The 20,183-nt window shown below is 68.7% G+C and carries 19 protein-coding genes; 6 read left to right on the top strand and 13 right to left on the bottom strand.

Annotation, left to right across the window (positions count from 1 at the left end; genetic code table 11):
• Positions 1-68 precede the first annotated feature (68 nt).
• The 7 genes from BM162_RS06985 to BM162_RS06955 all read right to left on the bottom strand — a co-directional run bounded on the left by BM162_RS06985 (position 69) and on the right by BM162_RS06955 (position 9,956).
• A complete protein-coding gene (locus BM162_RS06985; RefSeq protein ID WP_093419673.1) occupies positions 69-353 on the bottom strand; it encodes a DUF1330 domain-containing protein in 285 nt (94 codons plus the stop codon).
• Complete coding sequence (gene alaS, locus BM162_RS06980; protein ID WP_093419670.1) at positions 350-3,016, bottom strand: alanine--tRNA ligase; 2,667 nt, start codon at positions 3,014-3,016, stop codon at positions 350-352. The genes BM162_RS06985 and alaS overlap by 4 nt, the downstream gene beginning before the upstream one ends.
• Before the next feature lie 112 nt (positions 3,017-3,128).
• Positions 3,129-4,205 (bottom strand): recombinase RecA, encoded by a 1,077-nt coding sequence (gene recA / locus BM162_RS06975; RefSeq protein ID WP_093419667.1) that lies wholly within the window; start codon positions 4,203-4,205, stop codon positions 3,129-3,131.
• Positions 4,206-4,361: 156 nt separating this feature from the next.
• Positions 4,362-6,632, bottom strand: a complete 2,271-nt coding sequence (locus BM162_RS06970) for an ATP-binding protein (RefSeq protein ID WP_245759192.1) — start codon at positions 6,630-6,632, stop codon at positions 4,362-4,364.
• 54 nt (positions 6,633-6,686) lie between these two features.
• Complete coding sequence (locus BM162_RS06965) at positions 6,687-7,859, bottom strand: RsmB/NOP family class I SAM-dependent RNA methyltransferase (protein WP_093419664.1); 1,173 nt, start codon at positions 7,857-7,859, stop codon at positions 6,687-6,689.
• Between the two features lie 126 nt (positions 7,860-7,985).
• Positions 7,986-8,942: an L-histidine N(alpha)-methyltransferase gene (gene egtD / locus BM162_RS06960; RefSeq protein ID WP_093419662.1), complete on the bottom strand. Its 957-nt coding sequence runs from the start codon at positions 8,940-8,942 to the stop codon at positions 7,986-7,988.
• A gap of 96 nt (positions 8,943-9,038) precedes the next feature.
• A complete protein-coding gene (locus tag BM162_RS06955) occupies positions 9,039-9,956 on the bottom strand; it encodes a methylenetetrahydrofolate reductase (protein ID WP_093419660.1) in 918 nt (305 codons plus the stop codon).
• A 233-nt stretch (positions 9,957-10,189) separates the two neighbouring features.
• Between BM162_RS06955 and BM162_RS06950 the strand changes: the two genes are divergently transcribed.
• Together BM162_RS06950 and BM162_RS06945 are read left to right on the top strand one after the other, a co-directional pair.
• Positions 10,190-10,924, top strand: coding sequence for a SurA N-terminal domain-containing protein (locus tag BM162_RS06950; RefSeq protein ID WP_093419658.1), 735 nt, complete (start codon positions 10,190-10,192; stop codon positions 10,922-10,924).
• A 126-nt stretch (positions 10,925-11,050) separates the two neighbouring features.
• Positions 11,051-12,136: an alpha/beta hydrolase gene (locus BM162_RS06945; RefSeq protein ID WP_093419655.1), complete on the top strand. Its 1,086-nt coding sequence runs from the start codon at positions 11,051-11,053 to the stop codon at positions 12,134-12,136.
• On the opposite strand, the gene BM162_RS06940 is transcribed toward BM162_RS06945, so the two are convergent.
• The 6 genes from BM162_RS06940 to BM162_RS06915 all read right to left on the bottom strand — a co-directional run bounded on the left by BM162_RS06940 (position 12,133) and on the right by BM162_RS06915 (position 15,260).
• Positions 12,133-12,537, bottom strand: coding sequence for a response regulator (locus tag BM162_RS06940; protein ID WP_093419653.1), 405 nt, complete (start codon positions 12,535-12,537; stop codon positions 12,133-12,135). The genes BM162_RS06945 and BM162_RS06940 overlap by 4 nt on opposite strands.
• A complete protein-coding gene (locus BM162_RS06935; RefSeq protein WP_093419651.1) occupies positions 12,537-12,725 on the bottom strand; it encodes a DUF3008 family protein in 189 nt (62 codons plus the stop codon). The genes BM162_RS06940 and BM162_RS06935 overlap by 1 nt, the downstream gene beginning before the upstream one ends.
• A gap of 72 nt (positions 12,726-12,797) precedes the next feature.
• The gene (locus BM162_RS06930) at positions 12,798-13,421 is read right to left on the bottom strand and encodes an SOS response-associated peptidase (protein WP_093419648.1); all 624 of its coding nucleotides are present in this window, start codon (positions 13,419-13,421) and stop codon (positions 12,798-12,800) included.
• A gap of 3 nt (positions 13,422-13,424) precedes the next feature.
• Positions 13,425-13,784, bottom strand: a complete 360-nt coding sequence (locus tag BM162_RS06925) for a DUF4186 domain-containing protein (protein ID WP_245759191.1) — start codon at positions 13,782-13,784, stop codon at positions 13,425-13,427.
• Positions 13,781-14,149 carry a YigZ family protein gene (locus tag BM162_RS06920; RefSeq protein ID WP_093420036.1) on the bottom strand — a complete coding sequence of 123 codons (369 nt, stop codon included), beginning with the start codon at positions 14,147-14,149 and terminating at the stop codon, positions 13,781-13,783. Before BM162_RS06920 ends, BM162_RS06925 begins: the two co-directional genes overlap by 4 nt.
• Positions 14,150-14,213: 64 nt before the next feature.
• Entirely contained in the window at positions 14,214-15,260 is a 1,047-nt protein-coding gene (locus tag BM162_RS06915; RefSeq protein ID WP_093419646.1) for a LacI family DNA-binding transcriptional regulator, read from the bottom strand.
• Positions 15,261-15,421: 161 nt separating this feature from the next.
• Here BM162_RS06915 and BM162_RS06910 point away from each other — a divergent pair, with 161 nt between their 5' ends.
• The 4 genes from BM162_RS06910 to BM162_RS06895 are packed head-to-tail and all read left to right on the top strand — an operon-like array spanning position 15,422 to position 20,153.
• Positions 15,422-16,477 carry a sugar phosphate isomerase/epimerase family protein gene (locus tag BM162_RS06910; RefSeq protein WP_093419644.1) on the top strand — a complete coding sequence of 352 codons (1,056 nt, stop codon included), beginning with the start codon at positions 15,422-15,424 and terminating at the stop codon, positions 16,475-16,477.
• A gap of 9 nt (positions 16,478-16,486) precedes the next feature.
• Positions 16,487-17,632 (top strand): Gfo/Idh/MocA family protein, encoded by a 1,146-nt coding sequence (locus BM162_RS06905; protein ID WP_218153075.1) that lies wholly within the window; start codon positions 16,487-16,489, stop codon positions 17,630-17,632.
• The gene (locus tag BM162_RS06900) at positions 17,629-19,146 is read left to right on the top strand and encodes a sugar ABC transporter ATP-binding protein (protein ID WP_093419642.1); all 1,518 of its coding nucleotides are present in this window, start codon (positions 17,629-17,631) and stop codon (positions 19,144-19,146) included. The genes BM162_RS06905 and BM162_RS06900 overlap by 4 nt, the downstream gene beginning before the upstream one ends.
• Entirely contained in the window at positions 19,143-20,153 is a 1,011-nt protein-coding gene (locus BM162_RS06895) for an ABC transporter permease (protein ID WP_093419640.1), read from the top strand. Before BM162_RS06900 ends, BM162_RS06895 begins: the two co-directional genes overlap by 4 nt.
• Positions 20,154-20,183 lie beyond the last annotated feature (30 nt).

Genomic DNA, 20,183 nt, shown 5'->3' with positions numbered 1-20,183 from the left:
CATGGAATGTGCGGGGCCGCCGCCCGGCAAGCGGGCCGCGGCCGGAAATGCCGTGGCTCGGCGGGCGCTCAGACCTCTTCGACCACCACCAGGTCGCGCTCGGCCGCGGCCTTGGCGTGGCTCAGCGCCTCCTGGTAACGGTCGGAGTTGTAGCACTCGACCGCCGCCTCGACCGAGGGGAAGCGAGCGACGACGTTGCGCGCCCGCTCTCGCCCCTCGAGCTGGACGTAGCGGCCACCGCGCGCCAGGAAGGTGCCGCCGTGGGCGGCGATGGCCTCGGTCGCGATGGCGGCGTACTTCTTGTACGCCTCCTCGTCCGTGACTTCGACGTTAGCGATCCAGAGTGCGCTCATTTCGCCTCCTCCAAAACTTTCTCGGCGGCTGCGATCGCCGACTGTGCATTATCGGCGCTTTTCGCGCCCCCCTGGGCGAGGTCCGGGCGGCCGCCGCCGCCCTTGCCGCCCAACTCCCCGACCGCCGCGCGCACCACGTCCACGGCCGAGACCCGTTCCGTCAGGTCGACCGTCACGCCCGCGGCCACGGCGGCCTTGCCGTCGGCCTCGCCGATCAGCAGCACCACGCCGCTTCCCAGGCGCGACTTGTGCTCGTCGATCAGCGCCAGCAGGTCGCGGCCGCTGACGCCCGAGAGCACCTGGGCGAGGAAGGCCGTGCCCGCGACCTCGCGCGGCTCGGCGCCTCCACCCTGGCCCGCGCCGCCGGCCATCGCCAGCTCGCGGCGCAGTTGCGCCACCTCGTTCTGTAGCGCGCGGCGCTCTTCCATCAGGGCGCGCACGCGCTCGGGCACATCGTCGGGCTGCGTCTTGAGCGCCGCGGCGGCCTCGGCCAGCTTGCGCTCTTTCTGCGCCAGGTGGCGGAAGGCGGCGTCGCCGGTCAGCGCCTCGATCCGGCGGACGCCGGCCGAGGAGGCGCTGTCGCCGAGCGCTACGAAGGTGCCGATGTCGCCGGTCTGCCGCACGTGGGTGCCGCCGCAAAGCTCGATCGAGTATGTTTCCTTGTCGACGCCCTTGCCGGTGGGCGCGTGGCCCATCGACACGACGCGCACCTCGTCGCCGTACTTTTCACCGAACAGAGCCTGGGCCCCGATCTCGCGCGCCTCGTCGGGGGTCATGATCCGCGTCTCGACCGGCGCGTTCTGACGGATATAGGCGTTCACCTCGCTCTCGACCTGCTCGAGTTCATCGGCCGTCAGCGCCTTGGCGTGGCTGAAGTCGAAGCGCAGGCGGTCGGGCGCGTTGAGCGAGCCGCGCTGCGCGACATGCTCGCCGAGCGCCTGGCGCAGCGCCTCGTGCAACAGGTGCGTGGCCGAGTGATTGGCGCGGATGGCGCCGCGACGGGTGTGGTCGACCTCGAGCTGCGCGCCGTCGCCGCGGGTCAGGGTGCCCCCGGTCACCTCGGCAAAGTGGATATAGACGCCGGCGGTCTTGCGGCAGTCGGTGATCTTCGCCGCGCCGGTGTCGGTCTTCAGCGTGCCGGTGTCGCCGACCTGGCCGCCGGCCTCAGCGTAAAACGGGGTCTGGTTGACGACGATCTGCACCGTGTCGCCCTCGGACGCGCTGTCGATGGCCGCGCCGTCCTTCACGATGGCGAGGATCTGCCCCTCGGCCACCTCGGTGTCGTAGCCCAGGAACTCGGTCGGGCCCTTCTCCTCGGACAGGTCGTACCAGATCGCGGCATCGGCGGTTTCGCCCGAGCCGGACCAGGCGGCGCGCGCCTTGGCCTTCTGCTCGTTCATCGCGGCGTCGAAGCCGGCGATCTGCACGGTGCGCCCCCGCTCGCGCAGGGCGTCCTGCGTCAGGTCGAGCGGGAAGCCATAGGTGTCGTAAAGCTTGAACGCCACTTCGCCCGGCAGCGCCTTGCCATCGGGGAGGCTTTCCAGTTCGTCGTCCAGCATGCGCAGGCCGCGGTCGAGGGTCTGCTTGAAGCGCGTCTCCTCCAGCTTCAGCGTCTCCTCGATCATCGGCTGGGCGCGGCCCAGCTCGGGGAAGGCCTGTCCCATCTGCTGCACCAGCGACGGGACAAGCCGGTACATCAGCGGGTCCTGCGCGCCCAAGAGGTGCGCGTGACGCATCGCGCGGCGCATGATCCGGCGCAGGACGTAGCCGCGCCCCTCGTTCGAGGGCATCACCCCGTCCGCGATCAGGAACGAGGTCGAGCGCAGGTGGTCCGCGATCACCCGGTGGTGCACCTTGCCCGGCCCGTCCGGGTCGGCGCTGGTGGCGTTGGCGCTGGCCTCGATCAGCGCGCGCATCAGGTCGGTGTCGTAGTTGTCGTGCTTGCCCTGCAAGAGCGCGCCGATCCGCTCGAGCCCCATGCCCGTGTCGATCGACTGGTTCGGCAGGTCGCGCTGCGTGCCGTCCTCGAACCGCTCGTACTGCATGAAGACCAGGTTCCAGATCTCGATGAACCGGTCGCCGTCCTCGTCCGGGCTGCCCGGGGGGCCGCCGGGGATGTGAGGCCCGTGGTCATAGAAGATCTCGGAGGACGGGCCGCAGGGGCCGGTCGGCCCCATCATCCAGAAATTGTCGTCGGTCGGGATGCGGATGATCCGTTCGTCCGGGAGGCCGGCGTACTTCTTCCAGATGTCGGCCGCCTCGTCGTCGGTGTGGTACACCGTGACCAGCAGCCGGTCCTTGTCGATCCCGAACTCCTTGGTGATCAGGTCCCACGCGAAGGGGATCGCCTGGTCCTTGAAGTAGTCGCCGAAGCTGAAATTGCCCAGCATCTCGAAGAACGTGTGGTGGCGCGCCGTGTAGCCCACGTTGTCGAGGTCGTTGTGCTTGCCCCCGGCGCGCACACATTTCTGGCTGGTGGTGGCGCGGGTGTAATCGCGATGCTCGACGCCGGTGAACAGGTTCTTGAACTGCACCATCCCCGAATTGACGAACATCAGCGTCGGGTCGTTGCGCGGGACGAGCGGTGAGCTCGGAACCTTCCGGTGTCCGTTCTTCTCGAAATAGTCGAGGAAGGTGGAGCGGATGTCGTTCAGGCTGGGCATGTGGGGCTGCGGGTCCTGAGTTGGCGTGTGTTTCCCGCCCGTTTAGACCCGCGCGCCGGGGCTGTCCATGCCCGTGCGGCGGCAGGCCCGGCGCGCGGGCCTGCCGGCAATGTCAGTCGTCGACGAGGCTTTCGCCGCTGTCTTCGTTCGCGCTCATCTGGAAGTCGAGCCCGTGGGCCGCGCGGATCTTGTCCTCGATCTCGATCGCGATGGCGGAATTCTCGCGCAGGAACGTCTTGGCGTTCTCGCGCCCCTGCCCGATCCGCTCGTCCCCGTACGAGAACCACGAACCGGACTTGTCCACAACACCGGCCTTCACGCCGAGGTCGAGAAGCTCGCCCATCTTCGAGATGCCCTCGCCATACATGATGTCGAACTCGACCTGCTTGAACGGCGGCGCGACCTTGTTCTTCACCACCTTCACGCGGGTCTGGTTGCCCACGACCTCGTCACGGTCCTTGACCGAGCCGATGCGGCGGATGTCGAGCCGGACCGAAGAGTAGAATTTTAGCGCATTGCCGCCCGTCGTCGTCTCGGGCGAGCCGAACATGACGCCGATCTTCATCCGGATCTGGTTGATGAAGACGACCATGCAGTTCGACCGGTGGATCGACGCGGTCAGCTTGCGCATCGCCTGGCTCATCAGGCGGGCCTGCACGCCGACGCTCGAATCGCCCATGTCGCCTTCGAGCTCGCTTTTCGGCGTCAGCGCCGCGACCGAGTCGACCACGACCAGACTCACCGCGCCCGAGCGCACGAGTGTGTCGGTGATCTCGAGCGCCTGTTCGCCGGTGTCGGGCTGCGAGATCAGAAGCTCGTCGAGGTTCACGCCGAGCTTCTTGGCGTATTGCGGGTCGAGCGCATGTTCGGCGTCGACGAAGGCGCAGACGCCGCCCTTCTTCTGTTCCTCGGCGACGACGTGCAGAGTCAGCGTCGTCTTGCCCGAGGATTCGGGGCCGTAGATCTCGATGATCCGGCCCTTGGGCAGGCCGCCGATTCCCAGCGCGATGTCGAGCCCGAGCGATCCGGTCGACGTTGCCTCGATCTCGGCCACCGGGTTATCGGCGCCGAGCTTCATAATCGAGCCCTTGCCGAACTGCCGTTCGATCTGGGCGAGCGCCGAGTCGAGCGCCTTCTGCTTTTCTGCTGTACGCTTGTCTGCCATGTCGAGAAGACTTGCCGTGGCCATGTTTCGCGTCCTTATTTCACACCCGCCCGCAAGCGGCAATGACTGCTTCGTTCGCCTCTTGTTCCGCCCGAACATGGGGGCAAAAGGAGAACAAGGCAACTGCTTTCTCGGCTATCCTATACACTTCGAAGTTAACACCACCCTGCGAGGACCGGGTCAGCCGGTCTGGTTGCGCACCGTCGCGACGAGATCCTGGAGCGAGAACGGCTTGGGCAGGAACACCGAGTTGGGAATGCGCGCCTGCTGGTCGGCGAAACTTTCCTCGGCATAGCCGGACATGAAGACCACGCGTGCCTCGGGCCGGTCCTCGAGCGCACGTCGCACCCAGCCGGGGCCGTCGAGGCCGGGCATGATGACGTCGGTGACGAAGACGTCGACCTCCAGCTCCGGGTCCTCGAGCAACTCCAGCGCCTCTTCCCCGTCGCCGGCCTCCATTACGTCGAACCCGCGCATGCAGAGCGCCCGCGCAGCGAAGGCGCGCACCGGAGCCTCGTCCTCGACCAGAAGCACGGTCGCTCCGCCGGCGCGGGCCGCGCGAATCGCGGCCGGACTGCGACCCACCGATGCCTCGGCGGGACGCGCGTGCGCGGGGAAGTAAAGCGTGAAGGTCGTACCTTCGCCGGGCGGACTGTCGGCGAAGATGAAGCCGCCGGTCTGCTTGACGATGCCATAGGCGGTCGAGAGCCCCAGCCCGGTGCCCTCGCCCGCAGCCTTCGTGGTGAAGAAGGGCTCGAAGATCTTGGGCAGGCTTTCGGGCGGTATGCCCTCCCCCTCGTCCGTCACGCGCACCAGCACGTACTCCCCCGGCGGCACCTTGGCCCGGTCGCGTTGCAGGGGGCTGTCGAGCTGCTTCATCACCGTCTCGATCATGATCGCGCCGCCTTCGGGCATCGCGTCGCGCGCGTTGACCACGAGGTTCATGATCACCTGCTCGAGTTGTCGTTTGTCCGCACGCACGTGTTGCAGGTTGGGATCGTGGCGGAAGGTCAGGCTCACCTTCTCGCCCACCAGACGATTGAGCAGGTGCGTCAGGTCCGCCAGCGCCTCGCGCATGTCCAGAAGCTCGGGCCGCAGGTTCTGCTTACGCGAAAACGCCAGCAATTGGCCCACGAGGCTCGCCGCGCGGTTGGCGTTCTGGTTGATCTGCTCGAGGTCCGGGTAGTCCGGGTCGCTTTCGTCATGGCGCAACAGCAGCAGATCGCAATGGCCGCTGATTGCCGTGAGCAGGTTGTTGAAATCGTGCGCGACGCCGCCGGCAAGCTGCCCGATGGCCTGCATCTTCTGACTTTGCACGAACTGCGCCTCGAGCGTCTTGAGTTCAGTCGCGTCATGCAGCACGGCAACGAAATCGCCCCCGGCCCGGGGCTGGGCCCCGAGTGTGAGTTGCACGAACCGGTCATCCGGCGCACGGCATGCCCGGCCGACCTCGGAACTGCGCAGGCGCCCGCTGCGCGCGCAGTCGGCAACCCATTCCGAAACGGGGCGCCCCAGCCCCTCCACCAGGTCCGAAAGCGGCTGGTCCTCCACGCTCTCGATGCGCAGCAGCTCGCGCGCCAGCCGGTTCGCCTGGCGCAGCGTCCCGGTGCGGGACAGGCGGATCAGCGCCACCGGAAGCGCGTCGAACAAATCGTCGCGATGCGCCTCGGGAAGTACGTCGGGCGGGAGGAAGTAGACCTCGCGTCGGCCGTCCCGCGACGGCACCTCGACCGGCCGGGTGGGAAGCGCGTGCTCTCCCGCCCCGAGCGTGACAAAGCCATCCGCGGCGCGGGTGCCGAGCAGGTCTTCCAGCGCCTGCGCCGCACCAACCTCTATCTCGCGGAGCGCGGCGTTACGAAACAGCACGGCCCCGCCCTCGTCGGCGAGCAGCATCGGCACAGCGAGCGCTTCGCCGGGATGGGGCGGCGCGCGGTCCGGCGCATCCTCGATCCGCCACAGAAGATGGTTCGCGGCGACGGCGTGGGCGGCGAGCCGGACACGGCCGCGGCGCAACGCGACCGTCTCGCGCGCCTCGCCGTCGTCCTCGGCCACCGTCTTCAGCCGCAGCACCACCTCGGCCGGGGCCGCGAGGCGCGCGCCGAGCACCCGGCTCAGCGGTTCCCCACGCCGGGCGCCAAGGCCCTTCGCTGCGGCGCGGTTGCGATAAATCACGTGGCCTTTCGTGTCGCACAACAGCACGGGCACCGGATCGCGCGTCGCGAGGATTGCCACGGTGTCGACCAAGCGGCGCGCGTCGGACTGGCGAAGCAGCCCGCGCAGCAGCGTCACGACAAGGAACAGGGCCGCGACCGCCGCGAACGCGACCGGGGCCGCCTGCGCCGGCGGCTCGGGCCGCGCCAGAGCGACGATGAGTGCGGCCGCGGCCATCGCGGCCCATAGCAGCGCCGCGCTGGCCGAAAGCCGCAGGTCTGCCAATGCCGGTCGCTGCACGTTGCCTCCGTCCGTCTGCCCCGAGAGGGCTACGGCTGCAACGTTAACATCGCCTTAATCGTCGTTCGGCGGTCGCCGCAGGCACGAGAGGAAAAAGCCGTCGCCGCCGTCCAGTGGCGTGAGCCGCAGGCGCCTTTCCTCGCGCCAAGCGGGCCGACGCGCTAGGAAGGCGTCCACCTGATCGCCGTTCTCGCTATCCAGCAGCGAGCAGGTGGCATAGGCCAGACAGCCGCCGGGCTCCACGTGGCGAGCCGCGGCCTCCAGAACCTCGCGTTGTGTCTCAATAAGAGCCCGCAAGCCACTGGCATCCAAGCGCCATTTCCCCTCGGGCGATCGCCGCCACGCACCGCTTCCGGAGCACGGCGCGTCCGCCAGAACGAGGTCGTACTGCCCCTCACCCAGCGCGCCGGGCTTCAACACGCGCACCTCGGCGCCCGCCCGCGCCGCGCGGTCGGGGATGTCGCGCATGCGGGCGGGCGAGATATCGTGGGCGTCGACCGGAGCGTTCGAGCGGGCGGCCAGGGCGAGCGATTTGCCGCCCCCGCCGGCACAGTAATCGAGGATCCGCAGCCCCGTGGTCACCGGCAGCGCCTCGACGACCGCCTGGCTGGCGGCGTCCTGCAACTCCACCAGACCGTCGCGAAAGGCTGTCGACCGGGCGACGCGGCGCGCCCCTGTCACCACCTCGAGCGCCGTCGCTGCGAGCGGGCCGGGAGCGGTCTCCAGCCCCTCCTCCGCCAGCGCAGCGAGCGCGGTTTCCATCGTGCCCTTCAGGAGGTTCACCCGCAGGAACACCGGGGCCCGCCGGCGCAGGCGCTGCATCACCGGCTCGAAGTCGTCGCCGAGCGAGCCCCGCAGCGGCCCGGCCAGCCAGTCGGGACAGTCCAGCGCCACCAGCGGGTCGTCGATGGCCTGCGGCTCCGCTTCCTGCTCCGACAAGGGCGCAGGCGCGAAGCGCGCGCCGGTGAACACCTCTGCCGCGTCCACGCCCACATCTCGGAACGCGCCGATCATCAGGCCGCGGCCCGTTTCGGCACCGCCGAGCGCAGCGAAGGAGCGGCGGCAGCGCAGAGCATCGAAGACGTGGTCGCGGATGGCCGCGCGGTCGCCGGAGCCGGCGAAGCGATGGCTTCGTGCCCAGTTGGTCAGCACCTTCTCGGCCGGGGCACCGGCAAGCACCTCGTCGAGGACCTCGATCGCGGCAGTGACACGCGCGGCGGGCGTCATGCGCCAGGCCCCGGCGTGAGAAGTGAGCCACAATGCCTTGTTATTGATGCCATTTTCGAACCCCGCCTCGCTTCCTTAGAGCGGAGGGTATACTCGGAGCGCGCGCCAGCGCCAAGGGCAGGACGCTCACCCTGGCGTCAGCAGGTGCACGCTGAACAGCCGCTCGGGGTCGGTCCACGCCCGTCCGGACCGCCAGCCGGCGGACGCCGCCAATTCGCCGAAGCTCTCGATGGAGAACTTGTGCGAATTCTCGGTGTGGATGCTTTCGCCGGCCGCGAAGTCGAAGCGTGCGCCGTCGAGGGACACGACTTGTTCGCAGGTGCTGACCAGATGCATCTCGATCCGGCTGTCGCCGTCGTTCCACCGCGCCTCGTGGCGGAACGCGTCGGCGTCGAAATCCGTCCCCAGTTCCCGGTTCATCCGGGTCAGCAGGTTGAGGTTGAACGCCGCCGTAACCCCCTGCGGATCGTCATAGGCGGCCACCAGCCGCTCGGGGTCCTTGCGCAGGTCGACGCCGATCACCAGGCCCACGACGCCCGGCACCCCGCGCATCGCGGCAAGCAGCGCGCCGGCCTCCTCGGGATCGAAGTTGCCGATGGTCGAGCCGGGGAAGAACAGCAGCTTCGGCGTCTCGTCCAGGCCGTCCGGCAGGTCGATCCCGGTGGTGAAGTCGCCGACCACCGGCCGGACGTCGAGCGCGGGATAATCCTCGGCCAGCCGGGCGGCGGAGGCGTGCAGATGTTCGCCGGAGATATCGAGCGGCACGCACGCCGACAGCGACGGCATGGCGTCGAGCAGGATGCGGACCTTCACGCTGGACCCCGCGCCGGGCTCGACAAGCGCGGCGCCGTCGGGAACCAGCCCGTCAAGCTCGCCCGCCCGGTCGCGCAGGATCGCCAGCTCGGTGCGGGTGACGTAGTATTCGGGAAGCTCGCAGATCTGGTCGAAAAGCCGCGAGCCCTCTTCGTCGTAAAAATACTTCGGGAGGAGCGCCTTCTGCGGGCGGTCCAGTCCGTCGAGGACGTCGCGCAGGAACTCCGCGTCGACGTCCGGCCGCCCTGCGGCCGCACGCTCGTCCCTCACCGACCCGCGACCCCGCGGTTGACCGGTCTGCTCATCTCCACCTCCCTCGACGTTGAGGATCAGCAACGTCCGGGGGGCGGAGAAGGTTTCGCCGGATCAGGCCGTGCGGGCAACCTCGAGCCCGCCCGTTTCCTTCGTCCACTCCACCGCCTTGCGGATGCCGCCGAGCGGGAAGATGTGGACCTGCTCGATATTGCTGTCGGGATGCGTGGCGCGATGCGCAGCCAGATCGCTCAGCACCTCGGTCGGCTCGTAGGGCAGGACCAGCTTGCTGACATCCATAGCGCGTTTCTGGAGCACCTTGAGCGAAGGCCCCACTCCGCAGGCGACGGCGAACTTGATCAGCGTCTGAAGCTTCGCGGGACCCGCGATGCCCACGTGGACGGGCAGCGTCACGCCCATGTCGCGGATGCGCTCGGCCCATTCGATCACCGGTTTGGCGTCGAAGGCGAATTGCGTGACCAGCGCCATCCGGGCATCTGTGCGCTCGGAATAGTCCTGCTTCCACAGCGCGGCCTCGTCCACCAGCCGGGTTGAGCCGTCGGCGTCGATGTCGCGGTTGCCCTCGGGGTGACCGGCGACGTGCAGGCGGTGGAAGCCGTGCTTGTCGAAGAGGCCGGTCTCGAGCAGTTGCATCGAGTTCTCGAAGTCGCCGTGCGCCTTCTCGACGCCGCCGGCCAGAAGCAGCGCCTGCGTCACGCCCGCCTCGTCGCGATAGCGCTTGATCCAGTCCTCGAGCGTGGCGGCATCGCGGATGATCCGGGCGGGAAAGTGCGGCATGACGCGGAAGCCGTCCTCGTGCAGCCGGCGCGCCGTGGCGACCATGTCCTCGATCGGCGTGTCCTCGAGATGCGCGATGTAGACGCGGGTCTCGGGCGGCATGAGCGCCTGGAAATCCTCGACCTTGGCCGCGGTGCGCGGCATCACCTCGATCGAGTAGCCGGACAGGATGTCGTGCAGGCCGTGCGGACGGTCGCCGGTCTCGCGGCGGCTCCAGAAGTTAAGGACGCTCATCGTTTCCTCCCGATGCTGACGTGAAGGAATGTATACATTATTCCTCGCCCGCGCAATCGTGGGCGCTCACGAATGCGGGAAAACGCCGGCCATGGGCGCGTCGTTCCGGAAAATGCGCTTAAAATTGCCGCCCTTCTGCATACAGCGGCACACGGTCGCACGACCGCGTCTCAGTTCGCACGGAACGCCCGCGCGAGACGGCGGTTGGCCGAGGAACTACAGGAGGACCAAAGATGACGGATACGCGACTTCTTCAGGCCACCGCCCTCGCCCTCACGCTCGCCGCCGGTGCGGCGACGGCGCAGGAGGCAACGCAGGCCGCTCCCACCGAGGGCGCAGACACCCAGGCCCCGACCGAAACGCAGCAGGCGCAACCGGCTGATGCGCTGGTCGCCACGGTGGGTGACGCCGAAATCATGACATCGGACGTGCGCGCGGCCATCGGCGCCCTGCCCGCGCAGATGCGCAGCCAGCCGCCCGAGATGCTGGTGCCCTTCGCCATCGAGCAGCTGGTCCTGCGCGAACTGATCTACCAAGCGGCGCAGGCCGAGAACCTGGGCGAGGACCCCGAGGTCGTGGCGCTGGTGGAAGAGGCCGGACAGGCCGCCGAGCAGGACGCGATGGTGCAGGTCTGGCTCCAGCGCGAACTCGACGCCGCCGTGACGGACGAGACGGTGCAGCAGACCTATGACCAGCTCCAGACCGGGTCCGACGCCGAACTGCCCCCGCTGGAGGAGCTGCGCCCGCAAATCGAGCAGCAGCTTCGCCGCCAGACGGTCGAGGATCTGCGGACCGGACTTCAGGACGACGTGCGGGTGATGTTCTACGGCCCCGACGGCCAGCCGCTCGCCGCCGAGCCGGCCGCGACCGGCGGCGGCGATACGGCGGATCAGAATGGCGCAGACGCAGGCGGCGCGGACCAAGGCGGCGCGGAGATGGACGGCGACACGACCGGCCGCAGCCAGTAACGCGCATCGGCGGCGGACATTGAGCCGTCGCCGACCGCTCGCCACGAGGAACGGACGCAGCGTCGCGGTTGAGACTCCGGGCGTCGCCGGGTCCGGCGGGCCCCATTCCACGTTCGGAGATTGCCGATGTCCATCCGCGCCCGGCTTCTGACCGGCCTGCTGCTGGCGTTCGTCGCCGCCTGCGCCCCGCGCGGGCAGCTTGCCTTCGACGACAGCGCCGCGGGCACACCTCACCGCATCTTCGTGGCCACCACGCGCGACGCGCAGCAGCCGGTCGGCTTTGGCCCCGGTCGGGCCTTCGGCACGCGCCATGCGCTCTACGAGGTGACGGTCCCGCCCGGTCACACGCCGGGCGAAATCGAGTGGCCGCGAAGGAACGACGCGCCGCGCGAACGCTTCGCCGTCACCGATGCCGCCCGGTACGACGACCCCGGGCAATTCCTGGGGGACATCGCCACCAGCACGCGCGACCTCCCCCCAGCCCGGCGCGAGGCCGTCGTCTTCGTCCACGGCTACAACACGAACTTCGCCGAGGCGCTGTACCGCTTCGCGCAGATCCGCCACGACTTCCAGCTGGACGGCGTGCCGGTCCTCTACAGCTGGCCCTCCGCCGCCCGGGCCACCGACTATATCTACGACCGGGACAGCGTGCTGTTTGCGCGCGGCGGGCTGGTGCGTCTGCTCGACAGGCTCCAGCAGTTGCCGGTCGAGCGCATCGTTATCGTCGCGCATTCGCTTGGCGGACAACTGGTCATGGAGGCGCTGCGCCAGCGGGCGCTGATGGAGGGCACGCTGTGGCCGAAGCTCGACTCTGTGGCGCTGGTGGCCCCCGACATCGCCGTGGACGTCTTTCGACAGCAGGCCCATGAAATTGGCGAACTGCCCGACCCGTTCGTCATCGTCACCTCACAGCGCGACCGCATCCTCGGCCTGTCGGGCTGGCTGAGCAGCGGGCGCGAGCTCGGCCATATCGGCGATCCCCGTCCGATCGCGGACCTCGACGTGGTGCTGCTCGACAGCAGCGGCGCGGCGGTGGGTCCCGGCCCGCATCACACCACGACCTGGAGCTCGCCCGCCATGATCGCGCTGTCCCGCGGCCTGCGCAGCAGCAAGGAAATCGCGCTCGACCGCCACACCGACGCCAGCTCGCTGCTGCCGCTGCAGGTCGTCACCTCAGGCGGCGGCGTCGGACTGGTCGTCGGCGGGCCCTAATCCTCCGCGCCCAGCGCCACCCGAAGCCAGGCGGTGCTGACTGGTTTCGATAGGCAAACATGCGGCCGCAGGCGCGGGCCCGGCTCTTCGATCTCGCCCGAGCGGCTGAGGAAGACGAAGCGCGTGCCAGGCAAGCGGGCCGAGGCGCGGCGGGCGATCCCCACCCCGTCAGGCTGCGCGCCCAGGTTGACGTCGATCAGTGCATAGTCGGGGCGGTAGCGTAGGATCGCGTCCAGCCCCTCCTCGGGCCGATGCGCCACCTTCAGCACCTCGGCACCGATGGCTTCGCACCTTTCTCGCAGGTCCTGCGCCTGGCGTGCGTCGTCCTCGACCAGCACGACGGTGCGGCTCAGCGTCTTCGGGCGCCACGGCCGGTCGGCCGCGCGGTATGGGCCACCCATCAATCGTCGCTTTCGTGATCGGGCTTCCCCTTGCGGCTCGTGGACGCCATGTCCTCGAGCTCGCTCTTGCTCATGGACTCGTACATGTCCTTGGACGGGCCCTTGAGCTCGCTCTTCTTCTTGTCGCCCTTCTTGGCGGCAAGGGCGATGCCCGCCGCCTTCTGCTGGGCCTTCGACTTTGCAGGCATGTGCTCCTCCCCTCGCGCGGGCTCTCATGGCCCGGCAGGAGGAAACGTTCAGACGCCCTCGTGCGTTCCGTCTCAGCCGACGATTTTCAGCGTCTCGCCGGGCAGCGGGCGCTGGAGGTGCGCGGCCTCGGGCCACGGGGCGGTCAGCCACGTCTCCCACTCTTCCGGGGTCCTCAGGATGACCGGCATCGCCTTGGGGTGGACCGCCCCGACCTCGCGGTTCGCCTCGGTGGTCAGGAAGCCGAACAGTTCGTCTGTCGTCTCGCCGTCCTTGAGCTTGCGGACCGACGTCCAGCGCGTCCACACGCCGGCGAATGCCCCCTGCACGCCCTCGGGCAGTTCGAACCAGACGTTCCGGCGGGGCGAGGTGTTCACGTCCGGCTCGGCGAACCGGTCGAACGGGACGAGGCAGCGGCACTCCGGCCCCAGCCAGCGCCGCCAGTGGGGCGAGCGGGTGTTGCGCAGGTTGGTCACGCCGCGGTCGGTCTTCTTGCCCCGCAGGGCTCGCGGCGGCGTGGGCATCCCCCAGCGGCCGAGCGCCAGTTCACGCCCCTCCGGCACGCTGCGCACGATGGGCGCGCGGTAATCCGGATAGACCTCGGGCATCGGAGGGACGTTCCCCGCCCGGTCCTCCACCACGTCGAAGACCTGCCGCATGGCATCCTGGCTGCGCGTGATCGAGTAGAGGTTGCACATCGCTCAATCTCCTCCGGCGTCCCGCGCGATCCAGTGCATGATCAGCGCCACGACCTGCCGACGCTCCTCCTCGGTCATCTCGCGGCCCCGCCGTATGCCGTGCCACTTCTCGAGGCACGAGCGGCAACAGGTGGCCGTGGCGTGCTGCGCGATGAAAACCGGGTGTCCCCGCATCGGCGTCTGCCGCCCGTCGTTCTTCGGCATGGCCGGGGCGAGGCGTTGCGCGATGAAATCGTCGGCATGGCTGCGAATGATTCCTGCGCCCTTCGTTTCGAGATAGGCGCGCTCGCGCTGGCCCATCCGGAACCGGCTGCGGAAACGGGACCGCGACAGCCGGTCGAGATTTTCCGCATCCGGCCTCACTCCGTTTTTCCTCCGAGCCGGGTTTCCTCGAGGTAAATCCGTACCGCCTCCTGCACGTGTCGGAAGCGATCGCCGCCCAGGTGCTTGCCGCCGAACCAGCGGGTCACAACGACGAGGTGATCGTACACGCCCTCCCGCTCCAGCATCCGCAGGATCACCATGCCCGCGCCGCTTTCGCCATCGTCGTTCTTCACCGGCGCGTCCGCCGTCAGCAGCGCCCAGGTGTTGTGCGTGGCCTTGGCAAACTTCTTGCGGCGGCAAAGCTCCTTGACCAGCTGCTTCGCCTCGTCCTCCGAGGCGCAGGGCTGTCCCGCTACGGCATAGCGCGAGCCACGGTCGCTGATGATGTTGTCCAGGATCAGCATGTCACGGGCGTAGCCCCGCGCGTCGCCGCGCGCAAGTTCAGCCCGCGTGCCCCCGCGCGCAAGTTCAGGACGCTGCGTCCCCCGCGGCATGAGAGGCCGGCGGCGCGGTGCTCTCGCGCTCGACCAGTTCCACGGGCAGCACCACCTCGCGCGCCTCCAGCGTCTTGCCCGCCATCAGCGACATCAACTGCGCCGCCGCCCGCTCGCCCAGTTCGGTGCGCGGCTGTCGCACCGTCGTCAGCGGGGGCGAGACGTGGCCCGCGATCTCGATATTGTCGAACCCCACGACCGAGACGTCCTCGGGAACCCGCACGCCATGGCGCTGCAGCGCGCCGACGAAACCGCAGGCCATTTCGTCGCTGGCGCAGAAGACCGCGGTCGGCCTGTCACCCAGCTCCAGCCAGCGCTGCGCGGCGAAGGCCCCTGAGTCGAGCGTGAAGTCGCCGTCGAAGGTCCACTCCTCCCGCTTCTCCATTCCGTGCGCCTTCAGCGCCTCGGCAAACCCCGCAGCCCGCGAAATGCTCAGCACGTTGCCCGGCGGCCCGGCAAGGTGGCCGATGCGCGTGTGCCCAAGCCCGGCCAGATGCGCCACCGCCAGCCGCGCGCCCTCGGCGTTGTCGATACGAACGCCCGGCACGTCGAGCCCGCCGATCCACTCACACGCGAAGACCAGCGGCGGCAGCGGCCGCGCGCTCAGCCCCCGCGCCAGGTGCGCGCGCGGGACGCTGCCGTCGAACAGGATCAGCCCGTCGGCGCGCCGGTCGTCCAGGTACCCCATCAGCCGCGCCTCGGCCTCGGGGCCCGACTGCGTGTCGGCGATCAGCAGGCTGTAGCCCGCCGGCGATAGCGTGGCCGCTACCCCCGACAGGATGCGCGAGAAGAAGGGGTTGGCGATGTTGGGCACCAGCGCCACCACGCTGCCCGTCCGGCGCTGGCGCAGGTTCCGCGCCGCCTGATTCACCGTGTACCCGGTCTCGCGCACCGCCGCGAACACCGCCTTGCGCGTCGTCTCGGCCACCACGCCGGGGGTGGACAACGCCCGGCTGACGGTCGCCGTGGAAACGCCCGCGACGCGTGCAACATCCTGAATTGTCGCGGTTCTTCGGTTCATCCTGCCCTCGCCAGACGGCTTGCATAGCCGAGCTTTTCGGGGGCGTCCATGCTGCCCCGATCTTAGGGGCTTGTAAACGATTACAAGCCGTGCCTAGCATCGAGGCGAGGAGCGACGGCCCGCCGCCGAGGAACGGCGGGACCGGCGAAGGGAGGACAGCGATGAAGACGATCAAGGGCCCTGCCCTTTTCCTGGCGCAGTTCGCGAGCGACGAGGCGCCGTTCAACTCGTGGGACGCGATAACCAAGTGGGCGGCCGATTGCGGCTATGCCGGCGTGCAGGTGCCAAGCTGGGACGCCCGGCTGATCGACCTCGATAAGGCGGCATCGTCCAAGGATTATTGCGACGAGTTCAAGGGCAAGGCGGCTGCGAACGGTGTCGAGGTCACGGAACTGTCCACCCACCTTCAGGGCCAGCTCGTCGCCGTCCACCCCGCCTATGACGAGGCGTTCGAGGGCTTTGCCGCCCCCGAGGTGCGGGGCAATCCGAAGAAGCGGCAGGAATGGGCCGTGGACCAGGTGAAGAAGGCGCTGACAGCCTCGAAGAACATGGGGCTGACGGCGCAGGCGGCATTCTCCGGCGCCCTGGCCTGGCCCTACGTCTATCCCTGGCCGCAGCGCGCGCCGGGGCTGATCGACACTGCGTTCGATGAACTCGCCAAGCGCTGGCGGCCGATCCTCGACCACGCCGAGGAATGCGGCGTCGACATCTGCTACGAGATTCATCCGGGCGAGGACCTGCACGACGGTGTGACGTTCGAGATGTTCCTCGAGCGCGTGGACAACCACCCGCGCTGCAACATGCTCTACGACCCGTCGCACTACGTTCTGCAGGCGCTCGACTACATCGACAACATCCGCATCTACGCCGACCGCATCCGCATGTTCCACGTCAAGGACGCCGAGCTGAACCCGACGGGCCGGCAGGGTGTCTACGGCGGCTACCAGTCATGGGTGAACCGCGCCGGCCGTTTCCGCAGCCCCGGGGACGGGCACGTGGATTTCAACGCCGTCTTCTCCGAACTCACGACGCACGGCTTCGAGGGCTGGGCGGTCGTGGAATGGGAATGCGCCCTCAAGCACCCCGAGGACGGCGCACGCGAGGGGGCGCAGTTCGTGCGCGACCACATCATCCGCGTGACCGAGCAGGCGTTCGACGATTTCGCGTCGGGCGGCACGGACGAGGCGGCGAACCGTCGGATGCTGGGGCTGGACTGAGGAACGAGCATGACGCGCAAGATCAGACTGGGCATGGTCGGCGGCGGCGCCGACGCGTTCATCGGCGGGGTGCACCGCATCGCCTCGCGCATCGACGGGCACTTCGACCTTGTGGCCGGGGCGCTGTCCTCGACTCCCGAGAAGGCACAGGCGTCGGGCCGGGCGCTGGGGCTGGACGAAGACCGCATCTACGACGACTTCACCGAGATGGCCAAGCGCGAGGCGCGGCTGAAGAACGGGATCGAGGCGGTGGCGATCGTCACCCCGAACCACGTGCACTACCCGGCCGCGAAGGAATTCCTGAAGCGCGGCATCCACGTGATCTGCGACAAGCCTCTGACCTCGACGCTGGCCGACGCCAAGAAGCTGGTGAAGGCGGCGGAGAAGTCGGACGCGCTGTTCGTGCTGACCCACAACTACACCGGTTATCCGATGGTACGCCAGGCGCGCGAGATGGTGGCGAATGGGGATCTGGGGCGGCTGCGCGTGGTGCAGGTCGAGTACCCGCAGGACTGGCTGGCCGACGCCGCCGAGACCAAAGGCGTCAAGCAGGCCGGCTGGCGCACGGACCCCGAGCGCTCGGGCCTCGGCGGTGCCATCGGCGACATCGGCACGCATGCCTTCCACCTGGCCGACTACGTCACCGGCCTGACGCTCGACTCGCTCGCCGCCGACCTCACGAGCTTCGTCGAGGGGCGCAGGCTGGACGACAACGGCCACGTGATGCTGCGCTACGAGGGCGGCGCCAAGGGGATGCTCTGGTGCAGCCAGGTCGCTGTCGGTAACGAGAACGCCCTGAAGCTGCGGGTCTATGGCGAGAAAGGCGGGCTGGAGTGGGAGCAGGAGCATCCCAACCACCTGTGGTTCACGCCGTTCGGAGAGCCCAAGCGCCTCATCACCCGCAACGGCGCGGGCGCGGGCGACGCCGCCAACCGCGTCAGCCGCATCCCGCCGGGCCATCCCGAGGGCTACCTGGAAGGCTTCGCCAACATCTATTCCGAAGCCGCCACCGCCATCCGCGCGAAGACCGACGGCACCGACCTGCCATCCGAGGTGCACTTCCCCACCGTCCATGACGGCCTGACCGGCGTCGCCTTCGTGGATGCCTGCGTGCGCTCGTCGAAGCGGGATGGCGCCTGGGTGAAACTGTCGTGACCGATGCGCCCCCGATCCTTGCGCTCGACGCCGTCTCGCGCCGGTTCGGCCCGGTTCAGGTGTTGTTCGACGTGGATTTCTCTCTCCGCGCGGGCGAGGTCCACGCGCTGATCGGCGAAAACGGGGCGGGCAAGTCCACGACGATGAAGATCCTCGCCGGCTACCTCGAGGCCAGCGAGGGGCGCATCCTGCTCGACGGGCAGCCGATCCGGTTCGCCTCGTCGGAAGGGGCCGAGGACGCCGGGATCGTGATGATCCACCAGGAGTTCAACCTGGCCGAGCAACTCACCGTCGAGCAGAACGTGTTCCTGGGCCGCGAGAAGCGGAAGGGCCTGTTCCTCGACCACCGCGCCATGCAGGCCGAGACGCGCGTCCTGCTCGACCGGCTGCAATGCAAGGTCGCCCCGAAGGCGCGGGTCTCCGACATCTCGGTCCCCGACAAGCAGATGGTCGAGATCGCCAAGGCGCTGTCCCGCGACGCGCGGGTGCTGATCATGGACGAGCCGACGGCGGTGCTGACCAACCGCGAGGCCGAGGTGCTGTTCGCCCAGATCGAGCGGCTGCGCGCGGCCGGCGTCGCGATCCTCTACACCTCGCACAAGCTCGACGAGGTCGCGCGCATCGCCGACCGCATCACCGTCCTGCGCGATGGCCACGTGGTGCTGTCGCAGCCGGCCGATGGGCTGAGCGAGGACGCGATGGCAGCCGCCATGGTCGGGCGCGAAATGGAGGACCTGTATCCGGCCAAGCGGCAGCGTGTGCCCGGCACACCGGTGCTCGAGGTCGAGAACTTGACCGTGCCGGGCGTGGTGCAGGAGGCCTCGTTCACGCTGGCCAAGGGCGAGATCCTGGGCTTCGCGGGCCTCGTCGGCGCGGGGCGCACCGAACTGATGGAAGGCATCGTCGGCCTGCGCCAGACGCACGGCAGCGTGCGCGTCAACGGCCAGCCGCTCAGGCCCGGCTCGGTGGACGCGGCGAAGAGAGCGGGGCTGGTCTATCTGACCGAAGACCGCAAGGAACGCGGGCTTCTGCTGAACAAGTCGCTCAAGGACAACCTGACGCTCCTGGCGCTCGACAAGTTCACGCATGGCCTGATCGACCGCAAGGGCGAGGAAGCGGCGCTGGACAACGCGATCAAGGAGTTCGACATCCGCACCCCGTCGCGCGACATCGCCGCCGGGAACCTTTCCGGCGGCAACCAGCAGAAATTGCTGATCGCCAAGACCATGCTCGCCGACCCCGACATCGTCATCATCGACGAGCCGACGCGCGGCATCGACATCGGCACCAAGCAGCAGATCTACGACTTCATCCATCACCTCGCCGAGAAGGGGCACAGCGTGATCTTCATCTCGTCCGAGATGCCCGAGGTGATCGGGCTGGCCGAGCGGGTCGTGGTCATGCGCTCGGGCCGGATCGCAGGCGAGCTGACCGGCAGCGACATCAACGAACAGGCCATCGTCCGTCTGGCGATGGGCCTGAAGGACACACCGACGGAGATGGCAGAGGCATGAGCGTGGCGGAAACGACTGGCAAACCGGCGGGCGCGGCCCCGCGCAGGGGGATCGACCTGCACGTGCTGGGCCCGCTCGTGGCGCTGGCGGTGCTGGTGGTGATCGGCATCCTGCTGAACCCCAACTTCCTGAGCTACGCCAACATCACCAACGTGCTCGCGCGCTCGGCCTTCATCGGCATCATCGCGGTCGGCATGACCTTCGTGATCACCGCAGGTGGCCTCGACCTTTCGGTGGGCTCGATGGCCGCCTTCATCGCGGGGCTGATGATCCTGGTGATGAACGCCGCCCTGCCCTTTACCGGCGTCAGCGTGCTCACCATCCTGATCGGAGTGGCGACGGCCCTGGTGGCGGGCCTTGTCGCCGGGGCGATCAACGGGCTTCTGGTGACGAAGGCGGGGATCGAGGCCTTCATCGTGACACTCGGCACGATGGGCATCTACCGCAGCCTCGTGACCTGGCTGGCCGACGGCGGCACCCTGTCGCTCGACTTCGATCTGCGCGGCCTCTACCGCCCGGTCTATTACGACGGCATCCTCGGCGTGGCCTGGCCGATCATCGTCTTCGCGGTGGTCGCGCTCCTCGCCGAGATCGCCATGCGCCACACCGCCTTCGGCCGCCATTGCGCCGCCATTGGCTCCAACGAGCAGGTCGCGCGCTATTCGGCCGTCCACGTGGACCGGGCGCGCACGGCCACTTACGTGCTGCTGGGCCTCCTGGTGGGCGTGGCGACGATCATGTACGTGCCGCGCCTCGGCTCGGCCTCGTCCTCCACCGGCGTTCTGTGGGAGCTCGAGGCCATCGCGGCGGTGATCATCGGTGGCACCATGCTCAAGGGCGGCTTCGGGCGCGTCTGGGGCACCGTAGTCGGCGTACTGATCCTGAGCCTGATCGGGAACATCCTAAATCTGACGGATTTGGTGAGCCCGTACCTGAACGGCGCGATCCAGGGCGTCATCATCATCCTCGCCGTCGTGCTCCAGCGCACGAAGCGCGCCGCGCGGTGAGGAGGTATCGAGTGCAAACCAAGGGAGGAC

It is taken from the genome of Tranquillimonas alkanivorans, assembly GCF_900115595.1.
GTDB lineage: Bacteria > Pseudomonadota > Alphaproteobacteria > Rhodobacterales > Rhodobacteraceae > Tranquillimonas > Tranquillimonas alkanivorans.
The sequence above is the reverse complement of the archived record's forward strand: the minus strand, read 5'-3'. Positions and strand labels throughout refer to the sequence as shown.